Raw genomic sequence first — 17,641 nt, 5'->3', positions numbered from 1 at the left:
TGGGTCGGATAGCCGACGATGCCGGGAGCTCGCCCCTGCTCTGGTGTAGGTCATGATTCCTCGCAGATCTCTCGGATCGGGCCCACTATGGTCGGCCGAGGTTGGTGCGAGGTTGGTGCGAAAAGCTAGTCGTGCAAAGCGGTGTGCAGCCGGGCGGCGACCACCGCGCGGCGGACGTCGTTGCGCGGCAGCAGCCCCAACGCGTGCTCGTGCACTTCGATATCGCGCGGCGCGCGTTCGCCGAACGCCACCGCGTGCTCGGCACGGTCGCTGGCGAGCACGGCGGTCCGCACGCCCACGTCGAGGTAGTCGCGCCACTCCAGCACGCCGGGCGTGTCCGACCCGGGCAGCAGCGGACCGCGGTACAGCCAGACCGCCGAGGCAGTGTCGCCCGCCGCGATGGCGGCGAGCAGGTCGACCGCGTCACAGGCCACCGGTCCGGTCAAAACGTATCGGCGATTGCTGATTTCGCCGCCCGTGGCGCGGCGCAGATGCGAGACGTCGGCCTTCAGGGTGCTGGTGGATACCGAGCGGTCGCCGTAGATGGCGGCGTGCAGCTGCTCGGGGGTGAAGCCCTCCGGCTGGAGTGTCAGCAGCGCGAGGATCTCCAACTGCCGGGGCGGCAGCCGCAGCGGTCTGCCGTCGCGCGACAGTCGCGCGGTGCCGAGGCATTCCAGGCGCACTCCCGATGTCGGCGCGGGCTCGGCGGTGCGCAGCATCGTCTCCGCCGCGGTGGCCAGCGCCCGGACCGAGGCGAGCACCGCAGGGTGCGAGCGGTCCCAGGAACTGGACAGATCCAGCGCTCCGACCACTCTGCCGTCGGGCCCGTGGATCGGTGCGCAGTAGCACACCCAGCCGTGCAGTGCGGCGACCAGATGCTCGGCGGAGAACACCGAGGCCGCGCGGGCGTTGTGCAGCGAGAGCGCCACACCGTTGGTGCCCATGTGGCTTTCGTCCCAGCAGCCACCCGGAGCGAAGTTCACCTGCTCGGCTTGCCTGCGCAGCGCGCGGTCACCGCAGGACCACAGAACGGTGCCCGCGGCGTCGGTGACCACGGCCAGGTAGCCGGAGTCCTCGGTGATGGCGCGCAGATCGCCTGCCAGCGTGGTCACCGGTCCGCGCAGCGGCGACGTGGCCCACCGGTCTCCGACGTCGTCCACTCCCGGCGCCACGGTGCGACCGGGATCGATGGTGCCCAGCGAGCGCCGCCAGGATTGCGCCACGTCGTTGCGCAGCACGGTGGTTCGGGTTGCGGGTGGGGTTTTCGGAGCCGTCGCCCAGCGCTCCCATTCTTTCTCCAGTTCGGTCCGCTGCTGTGTAAGGGTGCGGAACTGCGCCACGTGGAAAACCCATCGTCGTGTGAGTGTGAGCTCATATTCGCTCTCTCATTCTGGCGGACGCCCGCTACAGCGCGCGAGCTGTTTCGAACTTACCGGCCGGTCGCGGCAGGTCTTCGGCGATCCGCGCCGCGACGGCCTACGCTGCTGACATGGCGACCGTTTCGCGGCGGGCCCGCCTCGCCGATGTCCACGAGACAGCCTCCGGCATGCCGCATGTGACGCGTATCGACGGACCACGCGGCAATCCGGTCTATCAGGTCGGCGGCAGATCGTTCGTGTTCTTCCGGAATCCGCGTCCAGATGCCTTCGATCCGGTGACCGGCGAGCGCTACGCCGATGTGATCGTGTTCTGGGTGCCGTCGGAGTCGGACAAGCAGGCGCTGGTCCAGGACCCGGACTCGCCGTTCTTCACGACCCGGCATTTCGACGGGCATCCCTCGGTGCTGGTGCGCGCGTGCCGCATCGGCGAGCTGAGCCGTGCGGAACTCACCGAGGTGATCCAGGATGCCTGGCTGGCGCGGGCCTCGCGCAAGCGGGCGGCGGACTGGCTCGCCACCCACCCGCCACGCTGACCGGCACCGTCACTTGCGGATGAAAATGCCTGCGACGTCGGCGTTCTTGATCGGGGTATCGGCGTTGGCCTGAGCGCCACACAGCAGGTCGACCGACACCATCGTGGCGTCCACCACGGTGCCCGCGGGCTCACGGTCGTCCTTGCTCTGCTGCTTGACGAACTTGGTGATCGTCGTGCGCTTGGTGTCCTGGTCCTGCTTGATGTACTCGCTGCACGGAGTGTCGCCGCCGCGGTTGAGGGCACGCTCGACATCGGTGCAGCCCGCGAGCGCCATGGCGACCACCGCGATCCCGAGGCCGATACGGCCGGTCCGTGACAGCGTGGCGTTCATGGGCTCCTCCTGAAGGTTCGTGCACGGCGAGACCTGCCGCGATCGCTGTCCACCCTAAGGCCAATGTGCCTGCGTGTTCACCGACCGGCGGGTGGCATGGCGCCCATCAGGCGCGGAAGACGCACAGCGGGACGTTCATCTCCGCCGGGGTGAGCGAACCGTGGTGGCCGATCAGCCGCGACTGCAACGGTTCGATGCCGCTACGGATGACGCCACGCCGCCCGCGGGCGACCACGACGAGATCGCCGATGCGCTCGGCGATCGAGCGGGTGACCGTCGGGCCGAACCAGCCGCGGGCCACCGCCGCATCCCTGGTGAGTACCTCGAAGTCGGCGCCGAGCGTGTCCTGCCAGGCCGCTTCGACGTCGGCGCCCGCGCCCGCGACGGTGTAGACGTGCCGGGCGCGGGCCTCGCCGCCCAGTTCGCGGACTCCATCACGCAACGCGGCGGTGGTGTCGAAATCGACGCGTCCGTCCAGTTCCACCATGCCGTGGTCGGCGGTGACCAGCAGCGCCGCGCCGGGCGGCAGTTGTTCGGCCAGTGCGGCGGCTAGCCGGTCGGCGTGGGCGAGCTCCAATTCCCAGGCTCGGGACGAGGGGCCGCGCACGTGTCCGGTGAGGTCGAGGTAGCCGTGGTAGGTGTAGACCAGCGAGCGCGGCCCGCACCGCACCGCCTCGGCCACGTTGGCGACGAGGTCGCCGACGGACACCTGCGGGCGGAATTCGCACCCGCGGAAGACCGCTCTGGTCAGCCCCGACCCGGCCTGATCGCGCGGCGAGACCTGAGCGACCGCGATTCCGTCGGCTGCGGCGCGTTCGAAAACCGTTGGGAGGGGCTGGAATTCCTCGGGCAGGAGCTCGGTGCGCAGATCGGCTTTGGTCGGGTCGCCGTGCAGCCGCCAGGCCAGCGGATTCAGCAGCCGGTCGTAGCCGGGGATATTGAGCAGATAGCCGACGATCCCGTGCTCGCCGGGCGGGGCGCCGACCCCGAGCGAGCTCAGGCTGGTGGCGGTCGTGGTCGGGAACCCGGCCGTCAGCCGCGCGGGCGCGAGGCCGGACAGGAACGGCGCCGCAGCGGGATTCGCGGTGAGCGCTTCGTAGCCGAGCCCGTCGATCAGCAGGACGCAGACCCGGTCGACGTGGAGTTCGAGACCCAGGCGGTCGTCGGCGCCGGGCACGCCGAGTCCGGCCAGGACCGAGGGAAACAGATCGGCCAGAGAATCCATACCGTAGCGGGGCGCGACGAACACGACGTCAGAATGTCAACGTGGGCGGCCGGATGGCAAGGGCATTCAGGCCTGTCCGGTCTCGAAGCGGCTCACCTTGCCGTCGCGCACGACGAACCGCCAGTTGGTGCGCATCGACCCCCACCGCGAATTGGTGTAGTCGGCAACCAGTTCGGTGCCGTCGTCACCGATGGATTCGACCTGCATGCGGCCGTTGCTATCGAATATCTCCGCTGCGGTCCACTGGGTGAGGTTGCGTTCCACGCCGTCGTCGGACATGGTCGCGTCATCGGTGAGCACCGCGTAGAACCGGTCCTGATCGTTGGCGTTGAGCGCGTCGACGAACTCCTGCACCGTCGGATCCAGCTGGGCGTTCATCCGTGTCGTCCTCTCGGATCGATGGGGGGAGAATCAGACAGCAAGCCTCTGGCGTCTACTTTAGGTCAGCGGCGGTGCGCTGGGCTCGATCAGTGCGGCGAAGGTCCGCATGACGTCGTCCACCAGATCCGACGCGGTGGCGCCGAACTGTCCCGCGCGTTTTTCCAACTGTCCGTCCAGCCACAGCGAGGCCAAGCCGTGGCCGAGTCCCCAGAACATGACCGCCAGCGTGTCGGCTTTGTCGGTGGGTAGCGTCCCCGCCCGCACACATTCGGCGATCGCGTCGGCGAGCACGGCGAACGCGGCGTCGCCCGCGGCCATGGCGTCGGGGTGTTTGTCGGGCTGGGAGAGCTCGGGCCGGAACATCAATCGGAAATAGGCCGGTTGCTCGCGGGAGAACCGGACGTAGGTATCGGCCAGCGCCGTGAGGGCTGCCATGGGCGTGGCCGCGTCCGCGCGGGCGGCTGCCAACTGTTCGCCGAGCAACTGGAAGCCCTGGGTGGACAGCGTCGCGAGCAAGGCGGCCCGGTCGGGAAAGTGATGGTAGGGCGCGGCGGTGCTCACTCCGGCCTCGCGGGCAACCCGGCGCAGACTGACCGCGGCGAGGCCCTCGGTCTCGATCAAACGCAGGCAGGCGGCCAGCAGCGCGTCGCGCAGGGCGCCGTGGTGATAACTGGTCCGCTTCACCCTCCGAGCGTATGCGACGTGCCATGGACAACCTAACTATGCGATGCTTAGATTATCTGAGCGGCGCTCAGATTTGCGTCGCGGTAGCCACTCCACGGGACGGATGAACAGATGAGCACACGGGTATTGGTCACCGGCGCGACGGGATTCGTCGCCGGTCAGGTCATCGCCGAGTTGCTGGAGCACGGCTACGCCGTGCGCGCGACGGTCCGCGACCTCGCGGCCACCGGCAAACGAGCGCACCTGGTCGAGCTGGCCGAGCGCACCGGGGGCGAGCTGGAGTTCACCCGAGCGGACCTGGACCGCGACGACGGCTGGACGGCCGCTGTCTCCGGCTGCACCGAGGTCATGCACGTCGCCTCGCCGTTCCCGACGACACCGCCGGACGACGAACGCGAGCTCATCGACACCGCGGTCGAGGGAACCCTGCGCGTGTTGCGCGCCTGCGCCGCCGTCGACGGCGTGCGCCGAGTGGTGTTGACCTCGTCGACCGCGGCGATCGCCTACGGGCATGCCGCGGACGCGGTGCGCACCGAGGCCGACTGGACGGTGGTCGAGCGCAGCGCGGCCTATCAGAAGAGCAAGACCCTGGCCGAGCGGGCGGCATGGGACTTCGTCGGAAAGCTGCCGGCCGACGACGCGTTCGAGCTGGTAGTCGTCAATCCCGGCATGGTGCTCGGGCCGGTACGGTCCGCGGCGACGAGCACCTCGCACGAGCCCGTGCGCAGGCTGCTGGCCCGGGACATCCCTGGCACACCCCGGGTCGGCTGGGCCCCGGTGGACGTGCGCGATCTCGCGGTGGCGCATCGTCTCGCGCTGGAGACGCCGGAAGCCGCGGGCAACCGCTATATCTGCGCGGGTGAGCACCTCTGGATGGGCGACATGGCACGCGTCCTCGCCGAGGAGTACGGCCCGCGCGGGTTCCGGGTTCCGACCAGGCAGCTGCCGAACTGGCTGGTGCGCTCGGTCGCGATCTTCGACAAAGGCGTTCGGCTCACCGTGCCGACGCTGGGACGCACCGAACTGCTCAGTGCCGAGAAGGCTCGTCGCGAACTGGGCTGGACCATGCGACCGGTCCGGGAATCGCTGTTGGACACCGCCGAAAGCCTGCTCCAGCACGGGATCGTCGCGGCGCCGACCCAGCGGAAGACCGGGTCGTGGCCACCGGCTCGGTCGGCCGCGCGCGTGTGAGGAGCACGTCATGCTGATCGCGACACTGATCATCAGCACGGTCGTCGTGGTGCGGCGCTGGTTCGGACGGCGGGCCGCGGGCGCGAACTCCGCCGAGCGGCGGCGTGCCGCCTCGGTCCGGCGGACGTTGCGCCGTCCGGTTCCGGTGGCCGCCACCATGGTGGCGCTGCTCGGGATCACCGCGGGCGCGGGCGCGCTCACACAGTGCTGAACGGACCTCAGGCGGGGGCCGGAGTCGACCCGCGTCGCCCGGTTCGCTAGACAAGACGCGTGACTGCGCAGCGCCCCTTCCGGTTCGGTGTCAACATGGTGGTCCCCGAGTCCCGGTCGTACTGGATCGAAAAGTGCCGTAGGGCAGAGGAACTCGGCTTCGACGTGGTCGGCGTCGCCGATCACCTCGGACTTCCCGCGCCGTTCCCCGCGATGATTCTGGCCGCCGAGGCGACCGAGCGAGTGCGGTTGAACACCTTCGTGCTCAACACCGCGTTCTACAACCCGGTGCTGCTGGCCCGGGACGTGGCCGGCGCCGATCAGTTCACCGACGGACGAGTCGAACTCGGCCTCGGCGCGGGCTACGTGCAGGCCGAGTTCGAAGCCGCGGGTATCCCGTTCGAGAGCGGCCGCAAACGCGTCGAGCACCTGGAGAACACCGTAATCACGCTACGTAGCCTGTTCTCGGACCCGGAGTACCAGCCGCAGCCCGCGCAGCCGTCGGGCCCGCCCGTGCTCATCGGCGGCTGGGGTGATCGGCTGTTGGCCGTGGCCGCGCGGCACGCCGACATCATCGCCTTCACCGGCGCGGCGGCCGCACGCAACGGCGGACCATTGCAGATGGCCGGACTCGCCGAAACCGAGGAGCGCGTCACCTACGTGCGGGAATTGCTCGGTCCCCGGCTGGACAAGGTCGAGTTCAACATCCTTGTCCAGCGGGTGGTTCCGCCCGCCGAACGCGCGAGCGTGCTCGAGGTCTTCGGCCCCGCGCTGCCGCCGGACGTCGCCGACTCCCCTGAGGATCATCCCATCCTGCTCATGGGCACCCCCGAGGAGATGGCCGACCGCCTGCGCGATCGTCGCGACCGCTACGGCATCAGCTACATCACCGTCCTCGAGGACAGTATGGAGAAGTTCGCTCCGGTCATCCAGCTGCTGCGCTGAGCCGCGTCGCCGGGCGGGCGAGGGTCAGGGGAGCGCGTCGATGATGACGCGCGGGTCGATCTGGCGCAGCCGCTTCGGGCGACCGGTCAGGCAGGGCCAGTCTCGGGAGACCGCCTCGCGGGTGGCGTGGCCTGCGGCGACCAGGGCTTCCGCGCCGCGGGCTGCGTCGAGCCGATGCGCTGCCGCTCGATCGAACACCGGGATCACGGTGTGCGGTAGGCCGACCAGCACGGTCAGGATGTCGAGCCGGTCGGCGGGAATGTGGGCGCTCGCCGCCGCGAGGACGGTGCTCGGGACGACGATGGTGTTGCCCGCGTCGACGGTCGCCCAGACAACCGCCTGGGCGTAGTTGGCACGATTGACGAATGCGACGACCGCGGCGGCGTCCAAGACGACGCCACCCAGCGCCGGGGCTGTCACGCGGCGCCGGCGTGTGGGCCGCTTGCCTCCTGCTCGGATAGTGGCGGTAGGTTCCGCGCTGCGTGGTCGATGGGCTCGAAAGAGCTTCTCGCGCCGAGAATCCGGCCGTCCACGCGGCGGGGTCGAGCGGCGACGTCGCCGGGCAGCGTGACGGTGGCCTTTCGCGTTCTGTGCTCCCTAGGCGACAGCATGCCACGACTCTAGTCCGGCGCCGCCGAGCTGGGAGGTCCGATCATGCTGGCTTGCGCCAGAGCAGGGTGTAGCGCCACATGAGTCGTCGCCGTAGCCGGGCTCCGGGCAGGAGTTCCGCTGCGGCGGTATGGATATCGGCGTAGCCCTCCTGGGGATCGCGTACCCGCGCGCCGGGCCCGCCCACTCTGTGTACAGCGTCCAGAGCCCAGATTGCGGGCAGCAGCGGGAGGTAGTGGAAGTCGTTGCGCGGGGTCATGTTCCAGAGCCCCACAACGGCCAGGGTGCCGCCGGGCGCGACCATGCGGCGCAGCGCGGACATGCCTTCGCGCAGCGGAACGTGGTGCAGGGTCGCCACGGTGGTCACGATGTCGAAAGTGCCGGGATAGTCGAGGAAATCGGCCTGCTCGAGCCGTACGGCGGTAGCGGAGGGCGTCGTTTGCGCGAGGATCCCTGCGTCGACATCGATTCCGGTGACCGTGAGTCCGCGACGGGCCAGCTTGCCCGCCAACAGTCCGTCGCCGCAGCCGATATCGAGGGCCGTGCGCGCCGAGTCCGGGACTTGCTTCAGCAGCCAGGGGTGGTAGTGGGTGTTGTGATTCCAGTAGGGATCCTCGTGCACGTCGCCCACTCTAGAGATCGCCGTCCCGCGGTCGTCTCGATCGAGGCGCGATCCTCGGCGTGGGCGGGCGAGGCTTCGGCCGAGCTTGCCCACTGATTTCAGCGGCGAACACGGCCGGCTGCGCAGAACAAGAAAATTATGTGATCTACATCACATTACGTGGGGCATTTTGTCGGTAGGGGATGGCAAGGTGTCCGGTATGCCTTCCGCCGAATCCGCCGTTGTTCCCGACGTCATCCGAGTGCTCAGAGCCAGCGAGCACAATCTTCGCGACGTGTCGCTGGAGATCCCCAAGAACAAGATCACCGTTTTCACCGGCGTCTCCGGTTCCGGCAAGTCCTCGATCGTCTTCGACACCATCGCCGTCGAATCGCAGCGCCAGCTCTACGCCACCTTTCCCGCGTTCATCCTGAATTTCCTGCCCCGCTATGAGCGGCCGCACGCGGAAGCCATCGAGAACCTCACCGCGCCGGTGATCATCGATCAGCAGCCCGTGGGCGGCGGACCGCGCTCCACCGTGGGCACGATGACCGACATCTTCTCGATGGTGCGCGCGATGTTCGCCCGATTCGGCTCGCCTTCGGCCGGTTTCGTCTACAACTACTCCTTCAACGTGCCGCAGGGCATGTGCCCCGACTGCGACGGCCTCGGCGTCACGGTGCGCGCCGATCCGGACCGGCTGCTGGACCGGACCAAGTCGCTCAACGAGGGCGCGATCCTGGTGCCGGGTTACGGTGTGGGCAGCGGGGATTGGCAGCTGTACGGCAAATCCGGCCGATTCGATCCGGACAAGAAGCTGTCGGACTATACCGACGAGGAATTCCACGACCTGCTCTACGGCACCGGCGGCAAGGTCGAGCTGACCTTCAGCAAGGGCACTTGGAAAGCGAACTACGAAGGCATCGCCACCAAGTTCACCCGCACCAGGCTGCAGCGGGACACCTCCACGCTCAGCGAGAAGACCCGGGAGCAGATGCAGCGATTCCTCACCGAGGGTGTCTGCGCGACCTGCGCGGGCGCGCGGCTCAACCAGGCGGCGCTGGCCACGAAGATCGACGGCCGCAATATCGCGGACTGGGCGCGGTTGCAGATCACCGATCTGATGCTGGTGCTCGACCAGATCACCGACCCGGCCGCGGCGGGTCTGGCCGGTGCCATCCGGACCGCGCTCGGGCGTGTGGCCGACATCGGCCTCGGGTATCTCAGCCTCGATCGGCCGACCTCGACCTTGTCGGGTGGCGAGGGCCAGCGGCTGAAGATGATCAAGCACCTCTCCAGCACGCTGATCGGATTGACCTACATTTTCGACGAACCCAGCGTGGGGCTGCACCCGCGGGATGTCGGGCGGTTGAACAACCTGCTGAAGGCGTTGCGGGACAAGGGAAACACGGTGATCGTGGTGGAGCACGATCCGGATGTCATCCAGATCGCCGACCACGTCGTCGACGTCGGCCCGCGCGCGGGCGTGCATGGTGGGCAGGTGGTGTTCCAGGGCAGTTTCGCCGACCTCCGCGCGGCCGACACGCCGACCGGCGCCGGGCTGCGCCGACCCTTCCGCGTCAAGGAGACCTTCCGCAGCGGCACGGGTGAGCTGCTCATCCAGGGTGCGACGGTGCACAACCTGAAGAACGTGACCGTCGGGATCCCGACCGGCATCCTGACCTCCATCACCGGTGTCGCGGGCTCGGGCAAGAGCAGCCTGATCCGGGATGTGTTCGTGGTCGAACACCCGGAGGCGATCTTCGTCGACCAGTCGCCGATCGCGGCGTCGTCCCGGTCCACGCCCGCGACCTATCTCGGCCTGATGGATCCGGTCCGCAAGCTGTTCGCCAAGGCGACGGGAGAATCGCCGGGCCTGTTCAGCTTCAACTCCGCGGGCGCGTGCAAGCAGTGTGAGGGCCGCGGCGTGATCATCACCGAGATCGCCTACATGGATCCGGTGACCACCCACTGCGACGCCTGCGACGGGCGGCGATTCTCCGACGATGTGCTCGCCCTGACTCTGCGCGGCAAGTCGATCGCCGACGTGCTGGAGATGACGGCCGAAGAGGCGCTGGGCTTCTTCGCGGAGAAGGCGCTGCACACCAAGTTGCGCACCATGAACGAGGTCGGCTTGGACTATCTGAGCCTGGGCCAGGCGATGAGCACGCTGTCCGGCGGCGAACGGCAGCGGATCAAGCTGGCCACGCAGCTGCAGAACACCGGAAGTGTCTACGTGCTCGACGAACCCACTACCGGCCTGCACATGTCGGATGTGGACACTCTGCTCGCGCTGATGGACGGCCTGGTCGAGCGAGGCAATACGGTCGTGGTGGTCGAACACAACCTCGACGTGGTCGCCCACTCGGACTGGGTGATCGACCTGGGTCCTGACGGCGGCAAGGATGGCGGCGAGATCGTGTTCACCGGAACGCCTGCCGAATTGCTCACCGACCCGACCTCGCTCACTGGCGAGTACCTGCGCCGGTACAAGGCGGCGTAGCCGACCGGGCTACCTCAGCCAGAAGACTCGGCGATGGTGAAGCGCTGCGTTCCGGTGACCCGCAGCAGATCCAGCGCCGAGGCTTCCGGGCTTCCCGGCGCCGCGGAGTAGACCACCATGGCCTGGTCGGTGTCCGGGACCAGCAGGGTATCGCAGTCCAGCCGCAGTTGGCCGAGTTCCGGGTGATCGATGGTCTTGCTTTCGCTGCGCCACTGACCGGCCCGTCGTGCGGTCCACAGTTGCTCGAAACGGGGGCTGCGCGAACGGAGTTCGGAGACCAACCGGAGTAGTCCGGGATCGTCGGGGTAGCGGGCGCGCGCACTGCGCAGGCTCGCCACCGACAGCGCGGCAGCGTTGTCGGCTTCGGCGGGCGTCATCGCGATGCGTCCGCGTTCGGTGCCGAGGAACCGCTGCCAGATGACATTGCGCTGGGCAGGCGGCCAAGCGGTGAAATCGCCGAACAACGCGACCGCCATCGGATTCCACGCCAGCACATCCGCTTTCGCCGACAGCACCAGCGCGGGCAGGTCCACCATTCGGTCCAGCAGACGTAGCATGCTCGGCCGCACCACCATGTCGATGCGGCCCTCCTGTGGTGGCGCCGCCCCCGCGAACTGGAACAGCAGCGTGCGGTCCTCGTCGTTGAGCCGCAGCGCGCGAGCGAGCGCGGCCAGCACCGAACTGGACGGATGGGGACCGCGGCCCTGCTCCAACCGCACCACGTAGTCCACGCTCACGCCCGCGAGCTGCGCGACCTCCTCGCGTCGCAGCCCGGGCACCTGCCTGCGCGACCCCGCGGGCAGCCCGACATCGCCCGGTCGTGCCCGGTCGCGCGCATGCCGGAGCAACGCGGCCAGCTCGGTTCGATCCACACCCCGATCATGCCGCAGTCGCTCACAGTCGGGGTAGGATCGCCACTCCCGAGAGCTGGTGGCCCTGGTACGCCGGTGTCGGGAACACGACGCTGGGAGCATGGTATTCGCGTGCACTGCCCGGTATTCAGGTCAACGCGGCCGACCCTGGGTACACCGCGACGGATCTGATAGGCCACGCCGGCTTCCAGACCGTCACCGAGGGCACCGACGCCGTCGTGCGGCTGGCCACGCTGGGGCAGGACGGACCGACCGGCGGATTCTTCGACCGCACCGGACCGGTGCCGTGGTGAGTCGAGAGAAATGCGCTAGCGCGCGCCGCCGTTGACGTACAGCGTCTGGCCGCTGACGTAGCTCGCCTCGTCGCTGGCGAGGAAGGCGATGACCGCCGCGACCTCCTCGGGCTGTCCGACCCGGCCCAGCGGCGTGCGTTCCGCGACAGTCTTCTGATGGTCTTCGGCGGTCATGCCGACCCGGTTCGCGGTGGCGGCGGTCATCGCGGTGGCGATATAGCCCGGCGCTACCGCGTTCACGGTGATGTTGTAGCGGCCGAGCTCGATGGCGAGCGTCGCGGTCAAGCCGTGGATGCCCGCCTTGGCGGCCGCGTAGTTGGCCTGACCGCGATTGCCCAGTGCCGAGCGGCTCGACAGCGACACGATCCGGCCGTAGCGCTGGGCCACCATGAATGTCTGCGCGACCTGCGCGCAGTGGTACGCACCGGTCAGGTTGACCGCGAGGACGGCGTTCCAGGCGTCCTCGGACAGGCGGAAGAACAGCTCGTCTCGGTTGATGCCCGCGTTTTTCACCAGGATCTGCGGGTTGCCGAGATCGCTGGCGGCGCGGTCGAAGGCGGCCTGGACTGAGGCGCGGTCGGTGACGTCGCAGACGTAACTGCGCGCCACACCGCCTGCCGCGGTGATCCGTGCGGCGGTTTCGCCGGGGGAGTTGCGGTCGAGTACGGCGACGGCGGCGCCCTCGGCGGCCAGGCGCAGCGCCGTGGCCGCGCCGATGCCCTGGGCCGCGCCGGTGACCACGGCGACCCGATCGGTGAAGCGGTGCATGCGATGTCCTCTCAGAAGGCGGCCACGCCGGTCAATGCGCGCCCGATGAGCAGTTTCTGGATCTGGCTGGTGCCCTCGTACAGGGTCATCACCTTGGCGTCACGCAAGTACTTGCCGACGGGGAACTCGTCGATGTAGCCGTAGCCGCCGAACACTTGCACCGCCCGGTCGGCCGCGCGTACCGCGGCCTCGGAGGCGAACAGTTTCGCCTTCGAGGACTCCACCGCGAACTCCTTACCGCGGTCGATGAGATCGGCGACCCGCCAGACCAGCAGCCGGGCCGCGTCCACGTCCAGCGCTATGTCGGCGAGTAGTTCCTGCACGAGTTGGTGCCCCGCGATGGGCTTGCCGAATTGCTCGCGTTCGGTGGCGTAGCCGACCGCGGCGTCCAGACACGCCTTGGCCAGGCCGACGCACCCGGCCGCGACCGACATGCGGCCCTTGGCCAGCGCCGCCATCGCCACGGTGAAGCCCTTGCCCTCGGCGTGCAGCCGGGCGCTGTCGGGTACGCGTACGCCGTCGAGCACCAGTTCGGCGGTGGCCTGCCCGCGCAATCCGAGCTTGCCGTGGATCTCGCGCGCTGTGAAGCCGGGGGAGTCGGTGGGGACCAGGAAAGCGGTGATGCCCTGATGTCCTTCGCCGCCGGTGCGCGCGAAGATCAGCGCGACGTCGGCCCAGGTGCCGTTGGTGATGAACATCTTGGTGCCCGACAGGACCCAGTCCTCGCCGTCGCGCACCGCGCGGGTGCGCAGCTGGGCGGCATCGGATCCGCTGCCCGGTTCGGTCAGCCCGAAACACCCGAGCGCCTCGCCCGCGGTGAGCCGCGTCAACCAGGTCCGCTTCTGTTCCTCGGTGCCGTAGTGGTGAATCGACTTGGCGACCAAGCCGAGCGAGACCGAGACGATGCCGCGCACGGCCGAGTCGCCGCGCCCGAGTTCCTCCAGGACCAGGCAGTAGGTGAGATGGTCGCCCGCGCTGCCGCCGTACTGCTCGGGGATGGTGAGTCCGAGGAAGCCGAGTTCGCCCAACCGCCCGACGATCGCCCGGTCGACGGACTCCTCGCGATCCCATCGCGCGGCATGCGGCGCGATCTCGCGATCGACGAAATCGGCGGCCAGCCGCCGCGCCGCGGTCTGCTCGTCGGAGAGTTCGAGGTTCACGGGCGGAAGGCTAGCCGCCAATAAACTAACAGTGCAAGTTTTTCGACGGAGATCGCGTGGGCCGCGCCACCGCTGGTGAGCCGGGTTCCGGTAGTACCCCGGTTTTGTGGTGGCGGGAATCGGCCGTCGGGCGTCCTGTCGGTCGAGCCATCGTTCGGCTGCGAGGGCGGTGTGCCGGGAGTAAATCGATTGAGCCGCAATCAGTCTCTGGCTAGCATCGCACCCCATGAGTGCGGATGCGAGAGCCGAGGACTGGATCGTCTTGAACCGCGCCAACTGGGATGAGCGAGTGCCGATTCACGCCGCGGGCGGATTCTACGACCTGCCCGGTTTCATCGAGGGCGCGGAAGCTTTGCGGGACTTCGAACTCGCCGAGGTCGGGAATGTGCGTGGGAGGCGGTTACTGCACTTGCAGTGCCACATCGGCACGGACACGTTGTCCTGGGCGCGGCATGGTGCCACGGTGACCGGTTTGGACTTCTCCGAACCGGCCGTGCGGACAGCGACCGAGTTGGCCCTGCGGATCGGTGCCGCGGACGCGCGGTTCGTCGCCGCGAACGTCTACGATGCGGTCGAAGCGCTCGGCGGGCAGACCTACGACATCGTCTACACCGGGGTCGGCGCGCTGGTCTGGCTGCCGGACATCGAGGGATGGGCCACGGTCGTGGCCTCGCTGATCGCGCCCGGCGGGTTCTTGTACCTGGCGGAGTTCCATCCGTTCAGCAACATGCTGAGCGACGAGGACGGCCGCACGGTCGTCTACGACTACTTCGATCCGGAGGCTCAGGTCTGGGACGAGTCCGGTACCTACGCCGATCCCGACGCGCCGACCACCGCGAACGTCACCGTGCAATGGCAGCACAGCCTCGGTGACATCCTCACGGCGCTCAGCACGGCCGGGCTGCGGGTGGAATTCCTCCACGAGCACGACTTCACCCTGTTCCCCCGGTTCCACACGCTGACCGGGACGGATGGGATCTTCCGCCTGCCGGACCAGCAGCCGCGCGTCCCGCTGATGTTCTCGCTGAAGGCATCGAAGCCCGCCAACTGAAATCCCCGCACGTAGTGCCACAACCGGCGCCCGTCGGGTGCCTATGACGCCGCGTTTCGAGGCGCCGCGTCAACCGGCGGCGACCGTGCCGAACTCCGCCGCGAGCCAGCCGGGAAACTCGGTGAGGTCGGCGAGCACCACGTCCGCGCCCGCCGCGCGCAGTTCGTCCGCCGTGCATGGACCCGTGCTGACGCCGACCGCGAGGACTCCCGCGGCCTGTGCTCCGCGCATGTCGCCGATGTGATCGCCGACGAACAGATCCGCCCTCTGCTCGACCAGCGTCGCCGCCTTGCCCGCCGACCAGAGATCGCCCGCGAGATGGTCGATGCGCCAACCGAGTTCGTCGATATGCAGCCGTGCGAGCGGGGCGTGCTTGCCGGTGACCACGAGCACCCGTCCGCGGCGGGCCTCGATGGCCTCCAGCGCGGCGTTCGCGCCCGGCATCGGCGGGATTGTCGACACGAGCGTCGGATACAGCGCGCGATATCGCGTGATCAGGTCAGGGACCAAGCCCTCGGGAGCGCCCGCTTCGACGAGGAGCGTGGCGAGCGGTGGCCCGAGCCGGTCGGCGAAGGTCGTGCCGCTCAGGGGCAGGTCGAACTCGGCGGCGAGGGTGTCGATGGCACGCGCCACGCCGGGCCGCGAGTCGATCAGCGTCATATCGAGGTCGAAGCCCACGGTCCAGGTCACCACTCGACCCTACTGCGTTGGTTTTCGCCGCGGCGCGGCGTGTTACGTGACTCACGTGGACTGCGTGTTGCGGTCGGTGTCGGCTCGAATGCGGCTGTCGGGCGGGAGATTTCGTATTTCCCGCCGAACTGGCTCAGGTGAATCGCGGCGGTGCGGCGCGCTTGGCGTAGCCGCTGATCGGACTGATCTCCATCCGTTCGATCCCGCGCAGCGACCCGATCCGCTCGGTGGTGTAGCGGAACAAGGCATCGGTGTCGCGGCAGACGATGCACACCAGCAGGTTGTGCGGGCCGGTCATCACGCCGACGAAGCCCGCTTCGGGATCGGCGGCGAGCGCGTCCGCGACGGTGAGCAGACGACCGGGGCTGACCGACAACCAGAGCAAGCTTTGCACGGTGAACCCGAACAGCACGGGATCGATCTCGACGTCGAACCCGAGCATCCCGCCGCGGCGCAATTCCTCGACCCGCCGCCGCACAGCGGATTCCGACCAGCCGACCGCCCTCGCGAGCTGCGGATACGCCGCCCTGCCGTCAGCGGCCAGCACCGGAAGCAGGCGCTCGTCGAGGTCGGTCAGGACCAGCGGCGCGTGCGGCGTGGACTCGGGCGGGCGCACTGCCGCGCTCTGCTCGGCCGACAGCGCCGACATACGGCCCTGCCAACGGCGTTGCATGAGATGCCGCAGCACCTGATGTGCGTCGACGGCGAGGACGGCCGGGTGGCGTGCCAGTTCGGGCAGCGGCGCTTCGTCCGGGACGCGGAATAGGCAGGCGAGCTCGGCTCCGCCGGACATGACCGTCACCCAGGCGGTATCGATGCGGCGTGCCAGCCCGCGTGCCAGCGCGGCCGTGGCATCCGGTCGCACCCGCAGGCGGACCAGCCATTCGGCATGGCCCGCGCGTTTGGTGTCGGCGAGCCCGGTCACCCGCAGTGCGCCGGTCGACAGCAGTCGCCGGTAGCGCCGGGCCAGGGTGCGCTCGGAAACGTCCAGCACCGGCGCGAGCCTGCTGAACGGCGCGCGGCCGTCGAGTTGCAACGCGTGCAGCAGCCTTCGGTCGACGTCGTCCAAGATGACCGAATCCACCACGTCAGGGTAGGGCAAATGTCGGAATCCGGCGTATCGGCCGCGGTGACGCCGCGCTATGGGCGCACATGGCGAGCATTGACGGCGTGCAGAGAACAATCGACGCCATTCACCACACCGGCATTCTGACCCGCGATCTCGACGGTCTGGAACGCCGCTACCTCGACCTGGGATTCACACTGAGTCCGCGCTCGCGCCACCTGCTGAGCGCACGTCCGGGCGAGGCGCCGGTGCAGGGCGGCACGGCCAACCGGTGCGCCCTGTTCGGCGGCTCCTACCTCGAATTGCTCGGCATCGTGGACGAGTCCGCACCGGACCCGTGGCACACCAAGGCGATGGCCGACCAGTACGAAGGATTCCGCCTGCTCAATCTCGAAACCGGCGACGCGGAGGCGGCGCGGGAGCAACTCGTCGCGGCAGGTGTGCGAGCAACCGGCGTGCTCGACCTGGAGCGCGATGTCGAGACCGAGGACGGCGTCCGCACCGTGCGTGCACGGGCCGTGCACGTGGACCCGACTTCGACGCCGGAGGCGATGCTCGGCGTCGCCCAGCATCTCACCCGCGAGTACGTGCACCAACCGCGCTACCTGTCGCACCCGAACGGAGCACGCGCCATCGCCGCGGTGCTGATCGTCGCGGCCGACGCCGAGGCCGACGCGATCATCGACCGTTACGCCCGGATACTGGGCGCGCCCGTCGTGCGCAAAGGACCGCGGACGGTGCTGGAAATGGGCGCCGGACAGCTGGAGCTAGTGCGCGCGTCACAAGCCGAGGCGGTGCTGCCGGGCGAACCGGCACCCGCGCCGTCATATCTGGCCGCCATGACCATCGCGGTCGACGATCTCGCCGTCGCGCGCAGCCTCATCGAGAATTCCGGCGTGGCCCTCCGGGAAACGGACGAGGGCTTCTTCGTCTCCGCTCGCGACGCCTATGGCGCCGGTCTGTTCTTCGTATCGGCCTGACTCTGTCGAGGCAGAACGTAGACGGCATTGCTGGAATGGTGGATGAGTTCCGCAGCTGTGGGGTCGAACCCAAACGCTTCGCACGCGCTGCGCAGCGCCGCCAACTCCTCCGATGCCATGCCAGCCCTATCCGACCAATGCAACCGTCGATTGGTATTCGTTCTCGA

General features: G+C 68.8%; 19 protein-coding genes. 7 read left to right on the top strand and 12 right to left on the bottom strand.

Going from position 1 to position 17,641, the window contains the following annotated elements:
* Window positions 1–125: 125 nt before the first annotated feature.
* Window positions 126–1,340 (bottom strand): transcriptional regulator, encoded by a 1,215-nt coding sequence (locus tag OHA40_RS33760; RefSeq protein ID WP_330230852.1) that lies wholly within the window; start codon window positions 1,338–1,340, stop codon window positions 126–128.
* Window positions 1,341–1,489: 149 nt separating this feature from the next.
* On the opposite strand from OHA40_RS33760, the gene OHA40_RS33755 reads away from it, so the two are divergent.
* Window positions 1,490–1,912 carry an MmcQ/YjbR family DNA-binding protein gene (locus OHA40_RS33755; RefSeq protein WP_330230851.1) on the top strand — a complete coding sequence of 141 codons (423 nt, stop codon included), beginning with the start codon at window positions 1,490–1,492 and terminating at the stop codon, window positions 1,910–1,912.
* A 9-nt stretch (window positions 1,913–1,921) separates the two neighbouring features.
* On the opposite strand, the gene OHA40_RS33750 is transcribed toward OHA40_RS33755, so the two are convergent.
* From OHA40_RS33750 to OHA40_RS33735, 4 genes are all read right to left on the bottom strand, one after another.
* Window positions 1,922–2,245, bottom strand: coding sequence for a hypothetical protein (locus OHA40_RS33750; RefSeq protein ID WP_330230850.1), 324 nt, complete (start codon window positions 2,243–2,245; stop codon window positions 1,922–1,924).
* A 106-nt stretch (window positions 2,246–2,351) separates the two neighbouring features.
* Window positions 2,352–3,494 carry an alkaline phosphatase family protein gene (locus OHA40_RS33745; protein ID WP_330230849.1) on the bottom strand — a complete coding sequence of 381 codons (1,143 nt, stop codon included), beginning with the start codon at window positions 3,492–3,494 and terminating at the stop codon, window positions 2,352–2,354.
* Between the two features lie 42 nt (window positions 3,495–3,536).
* Entirely contained in the window at window positions 3,537–3,848 is a 312-nt protein-coding gene (locus tag OHA40_RS33740; RefSeq protein ID WP_330230848.1) for a nuclear transport factor 2 family protein, read from the bottom strand.
* A gap of 60 nt (window positions 3,849–3,908) precedes the next feature.
* The gene (locus OHA40_RS33735; RefSeq protein WP_330230847.1) at window positions 3,909–4,535 is read right to left on the bottom strand and encodes a TetR/AcrR family transcriptional regulator; all 627 of its coding nucleotides are present in this window, start codon (window positions 4,533–4,535) and stop codon (window positions 3,909–3,911) included.
* A 111-nt stretch (window positions 4,536–4,646) separates the two neighbouring features.
* Between OHA40_RS33735 and OHA40_RS33730 the strand changes: the two genes are divergently transcribed.
* From OHA40_RS33730 to OHA40_RS33720, 3 genes are read left to right on the top strand one after another with little or no spacing between them, the layout of a single operon-like run.
* Window positions 4,647–5,726, top strand: a complete 1,080-nt coding sequence (locus OHA40_RS33730) for an SDR family oxidoreductase (RefSeq protein WP_330230846.1) — start codon at window positions 4,647–4,649, stop codon at window positions 5,724–5,726.
* A 10-nt stretch (window positions 5,727–5,736) separates the two neighbouring features.
* Window positions 5,737–5,937, top strand: coding sequence for a hypothetical protein (locus tag OHA40_RS33725; RefSeq protein WP_330230845.1), 201 nt, complete (start codon window positions 5,737–5,739; stop codon window positions 5,935–5,937).
* 59 nt (window positions 5,938–5,996) lie between these two features.
* Window positions 5,997–6,881 carry an LLM class F420-dependent oxidoreductase gene (locus tag OHA40_RS33720; RefSeq protein ID WP_330230844.1) on the top strand — a complete coding sequence of 295 codons (885 nt, stop codon included), beginning with the start codon at window positions 5,997–5,999 and terminating at the stop codon, window positions 6,879–6,881.
* A 24-nt stretch (window positions 6,882–6,905) separates the two neighbouring features.
* Here the strand turns inward: OHA40_RS33720 and OHA40_RS33715 are convergent, their stop codons facing one another.
* Window positions 6,906–7,301, bottom strand: a complete 396-nt coding sequence (locus OHA40_RS33715) for a hypothetical protein (protein ID WP_330230843.1) — start codon at window positions 7,299–7,301, stop codon at window positions 6,906–6,908.
* A 232-nt stretch (window positions 7,302–7,533) separates the two neighbouring features.
* Window positions 7,534–8,112, bottom strand: coding sequence for a class I SAM-dependent methyltransferase (locus OHA40_RS33710; RefSeq protein WP_330230842.1), 579 nt, complete (start codon window positions 8,110–8,112; stop codon window positions 7,534–7,536).
* A gap of 199 nt (window positions 8,113–8,311) precedes the next feature.
* On the opposite strand from OHA40_RS33710, the gene OHA40_RS33705 reads away from it, so the two are divergent.
* Complete coding sequence (locus OHA40_RS33705) at window positions 8,312–10,594, top strand: excinuclease ABC subunit UvrA (RefSeq protein ID WP_330230841.1); 2,283 nt, start codon at window positions 8,312–8,314, stop codon at window positions 10,592–10,594.
* Window positions 10,595–10,608: 14 nt separating this feature from the next.
* On the opposite strand, the gene OHA40_RS33700 is transcribed toward OHA40_RS33705, so the two are convergent.
* The 3 genes from OHA40_RS33700 to OHA40_RS33690 form a co-directional block, all read right to left on the bottom strand.
* Entirely contained in the window at window positions 10,609–11,466 is an 858-nt protein-coding gene (locus OHA40_RS33700; RefSeq protein ID WP_330230840.1) for a helix-turn-helix transcriptional regulator, read from the bottom strand.
* A 308-nt stretch (window positions 11,467–11,774) separates the two neighbouring features.
* Window positions 11,775–12,527: a 3-oxoacyl-ACP reductase FabG gene (gene fabG / locus OHA40_RS33695; RefSeq protein WP_330230839.1), complete on the bottom strand. Its 753-nt coding sequence runs from the start codon at window positions 12,525–12,527 to the stop codon at window positions 11,775–11,777.
* Between the two features lie 11 nt (window positions 12,528–12,538).
* Entirely contained in the window at window positions 12,539–13,687 is a 1,149-nt protein-coding gene (locus OHA40_RS33690) for an acyl-CoA dehydrogenase family protein (protein WP_330230838.1), read from the bottom strand.
* Window positions 13,688–13,913: 226 nt separating this feature from the next.
* On the opposite strand from OHA40_RS33690, the gene OHA40_RS33685 reads away from it, so the two are divergent.
* Window positions 13,914–14,738, top strand: a complete 825-nt coding sequence (locus OHA40_RS33685; protein WP_330230837.1) for a class I SAM-dependent methyltransferase — start codon at window positions 13,914–13,916, stop codon at window positions 14,736–14,738.
* 69 nt (window positions 14,739–14,807) lie between these two features.
* Here the strand turns inward: OHA40_RS33685 and OHA40_RS33680 are convergent, their stop codons facing one another.
* Together OHA40_RS33680 and OHA40_RS33675 are read right to left on the bottom strand one after the other, a co-directional pair.
* Complete coding sequence (locus tag OHA40_RS33680) at window positions 14,808–15,428, bottom strand: HAD family hydrolase (protein WP_330230836.1); 621 nt, start codon at window positions 15,426–15,428, stop codon at window positions 14,808–14,810.
* A gap of 133 nt (window positions 15,429–15,561) precedes the next feature.
* Window positions 15,562–16,512, bottom strand: a complete 951-nt coding sequence (locus OHA40_RS33675) for an Lrp/AsnC family transcriptional regulator (RefSeq protein WP_330230835.1) — start codon at window positions 16,510–16,512, stop codon at window positions 15,562–15,564.
* Window positions 16,513–16,598: 86 nt separating this feature from the next.
* On the opposite strand from OHA40_RS33675, the gene OHA40_RS33670 reads away from it, so the two are divergent.
* The gene (locus OHA40_RS33670) at window positions 16,599–17,474 is read left to right on the top strand and encodes a VOC family protein (protein ID WP_330230834.1); all 876 of its coding nucleotides are present in this window, start codon (window positions 16,599–16,601) and stop codon (window positions 17,472–17,474) included.
* Window positions 17,475–17,641: the final 167 nt, after the last annotated feature.

Source organism: Nocardia sp. NBC_00508 (assembly GCF_036346875.1).
In the GTDB taxonomy this organism is placed as follows: Bacteria; Actinomycetota; Actinomycetes; order Mycobacteriales; family Mycobacteriaceae; genus Nocardia.
This window is presented reverse-complemented; position numbering and strand designations above follow the sequence as displayed.

What these genes read in the sequence shown, in the direction of transcription:
- OHA40_RS33755 (WP_330230851.1), top strand. Translation starts at nt 1,490, where the DNA reads ATGGCGACCGTTTCGCGGCGGGCCCGCCTCGCCGATGTCCACGAGACA.
- OHA40_RS33750 (WP_330230850.1), bottom strand. Translation starts at nt 2,245, where the DNA reads ATGAACGCCACGCTGTCACGGACCGGCCGTATCGGCCTCGGGATCGCG.
- OHA40_RS33740 (WP_330230848.1), bottom strand. Translation starts at nt 3,848, where the DNA reads ATGAACGCCCAGCTGGATCCGACGGTGCAGGAGTTCGTCGACGCGCTC.
- OHA40_RS33730 (WP_330230846.1), top strand. Translation starts at nt 4,647, where the DNA reads ATGAGCACACGGGTATTGGTCACCGGCGCGACGGGATTCGTCGCCGGT.
- OHA40_RS33725 (WP_330230845.1), top strand. Translation starts at nt 5,737, where the DNA reads ATGCTGATCGCGACACTGATCATCAGCACGGTCGTCGTGGTGCGGCGC.
- OHA40_RS33705 (WP_330230841.1), top strand. Translation starts at nt 8,312, where the DNA reads ATGCCTTCCGCCGAATCCGCCGTTGTTCCCGACGTCATCCGAGTGCTC.
- fabG (WP_330230839.1), bottom strand. Translation starts at nt 12,527, where the DNA reads ATGCACCGCTTCACCGATCGGGTCGCCGTGGTCACCGGCGCGGCCCAG.
- OHA40_RS33685 (WP_330230837.1), top strand. Translation starts at nt 13,914, where the DNA reads ATGAGTGCGGATGCGAGAGCCGAGGACTGGATCGTCTTGAACCGCGCC.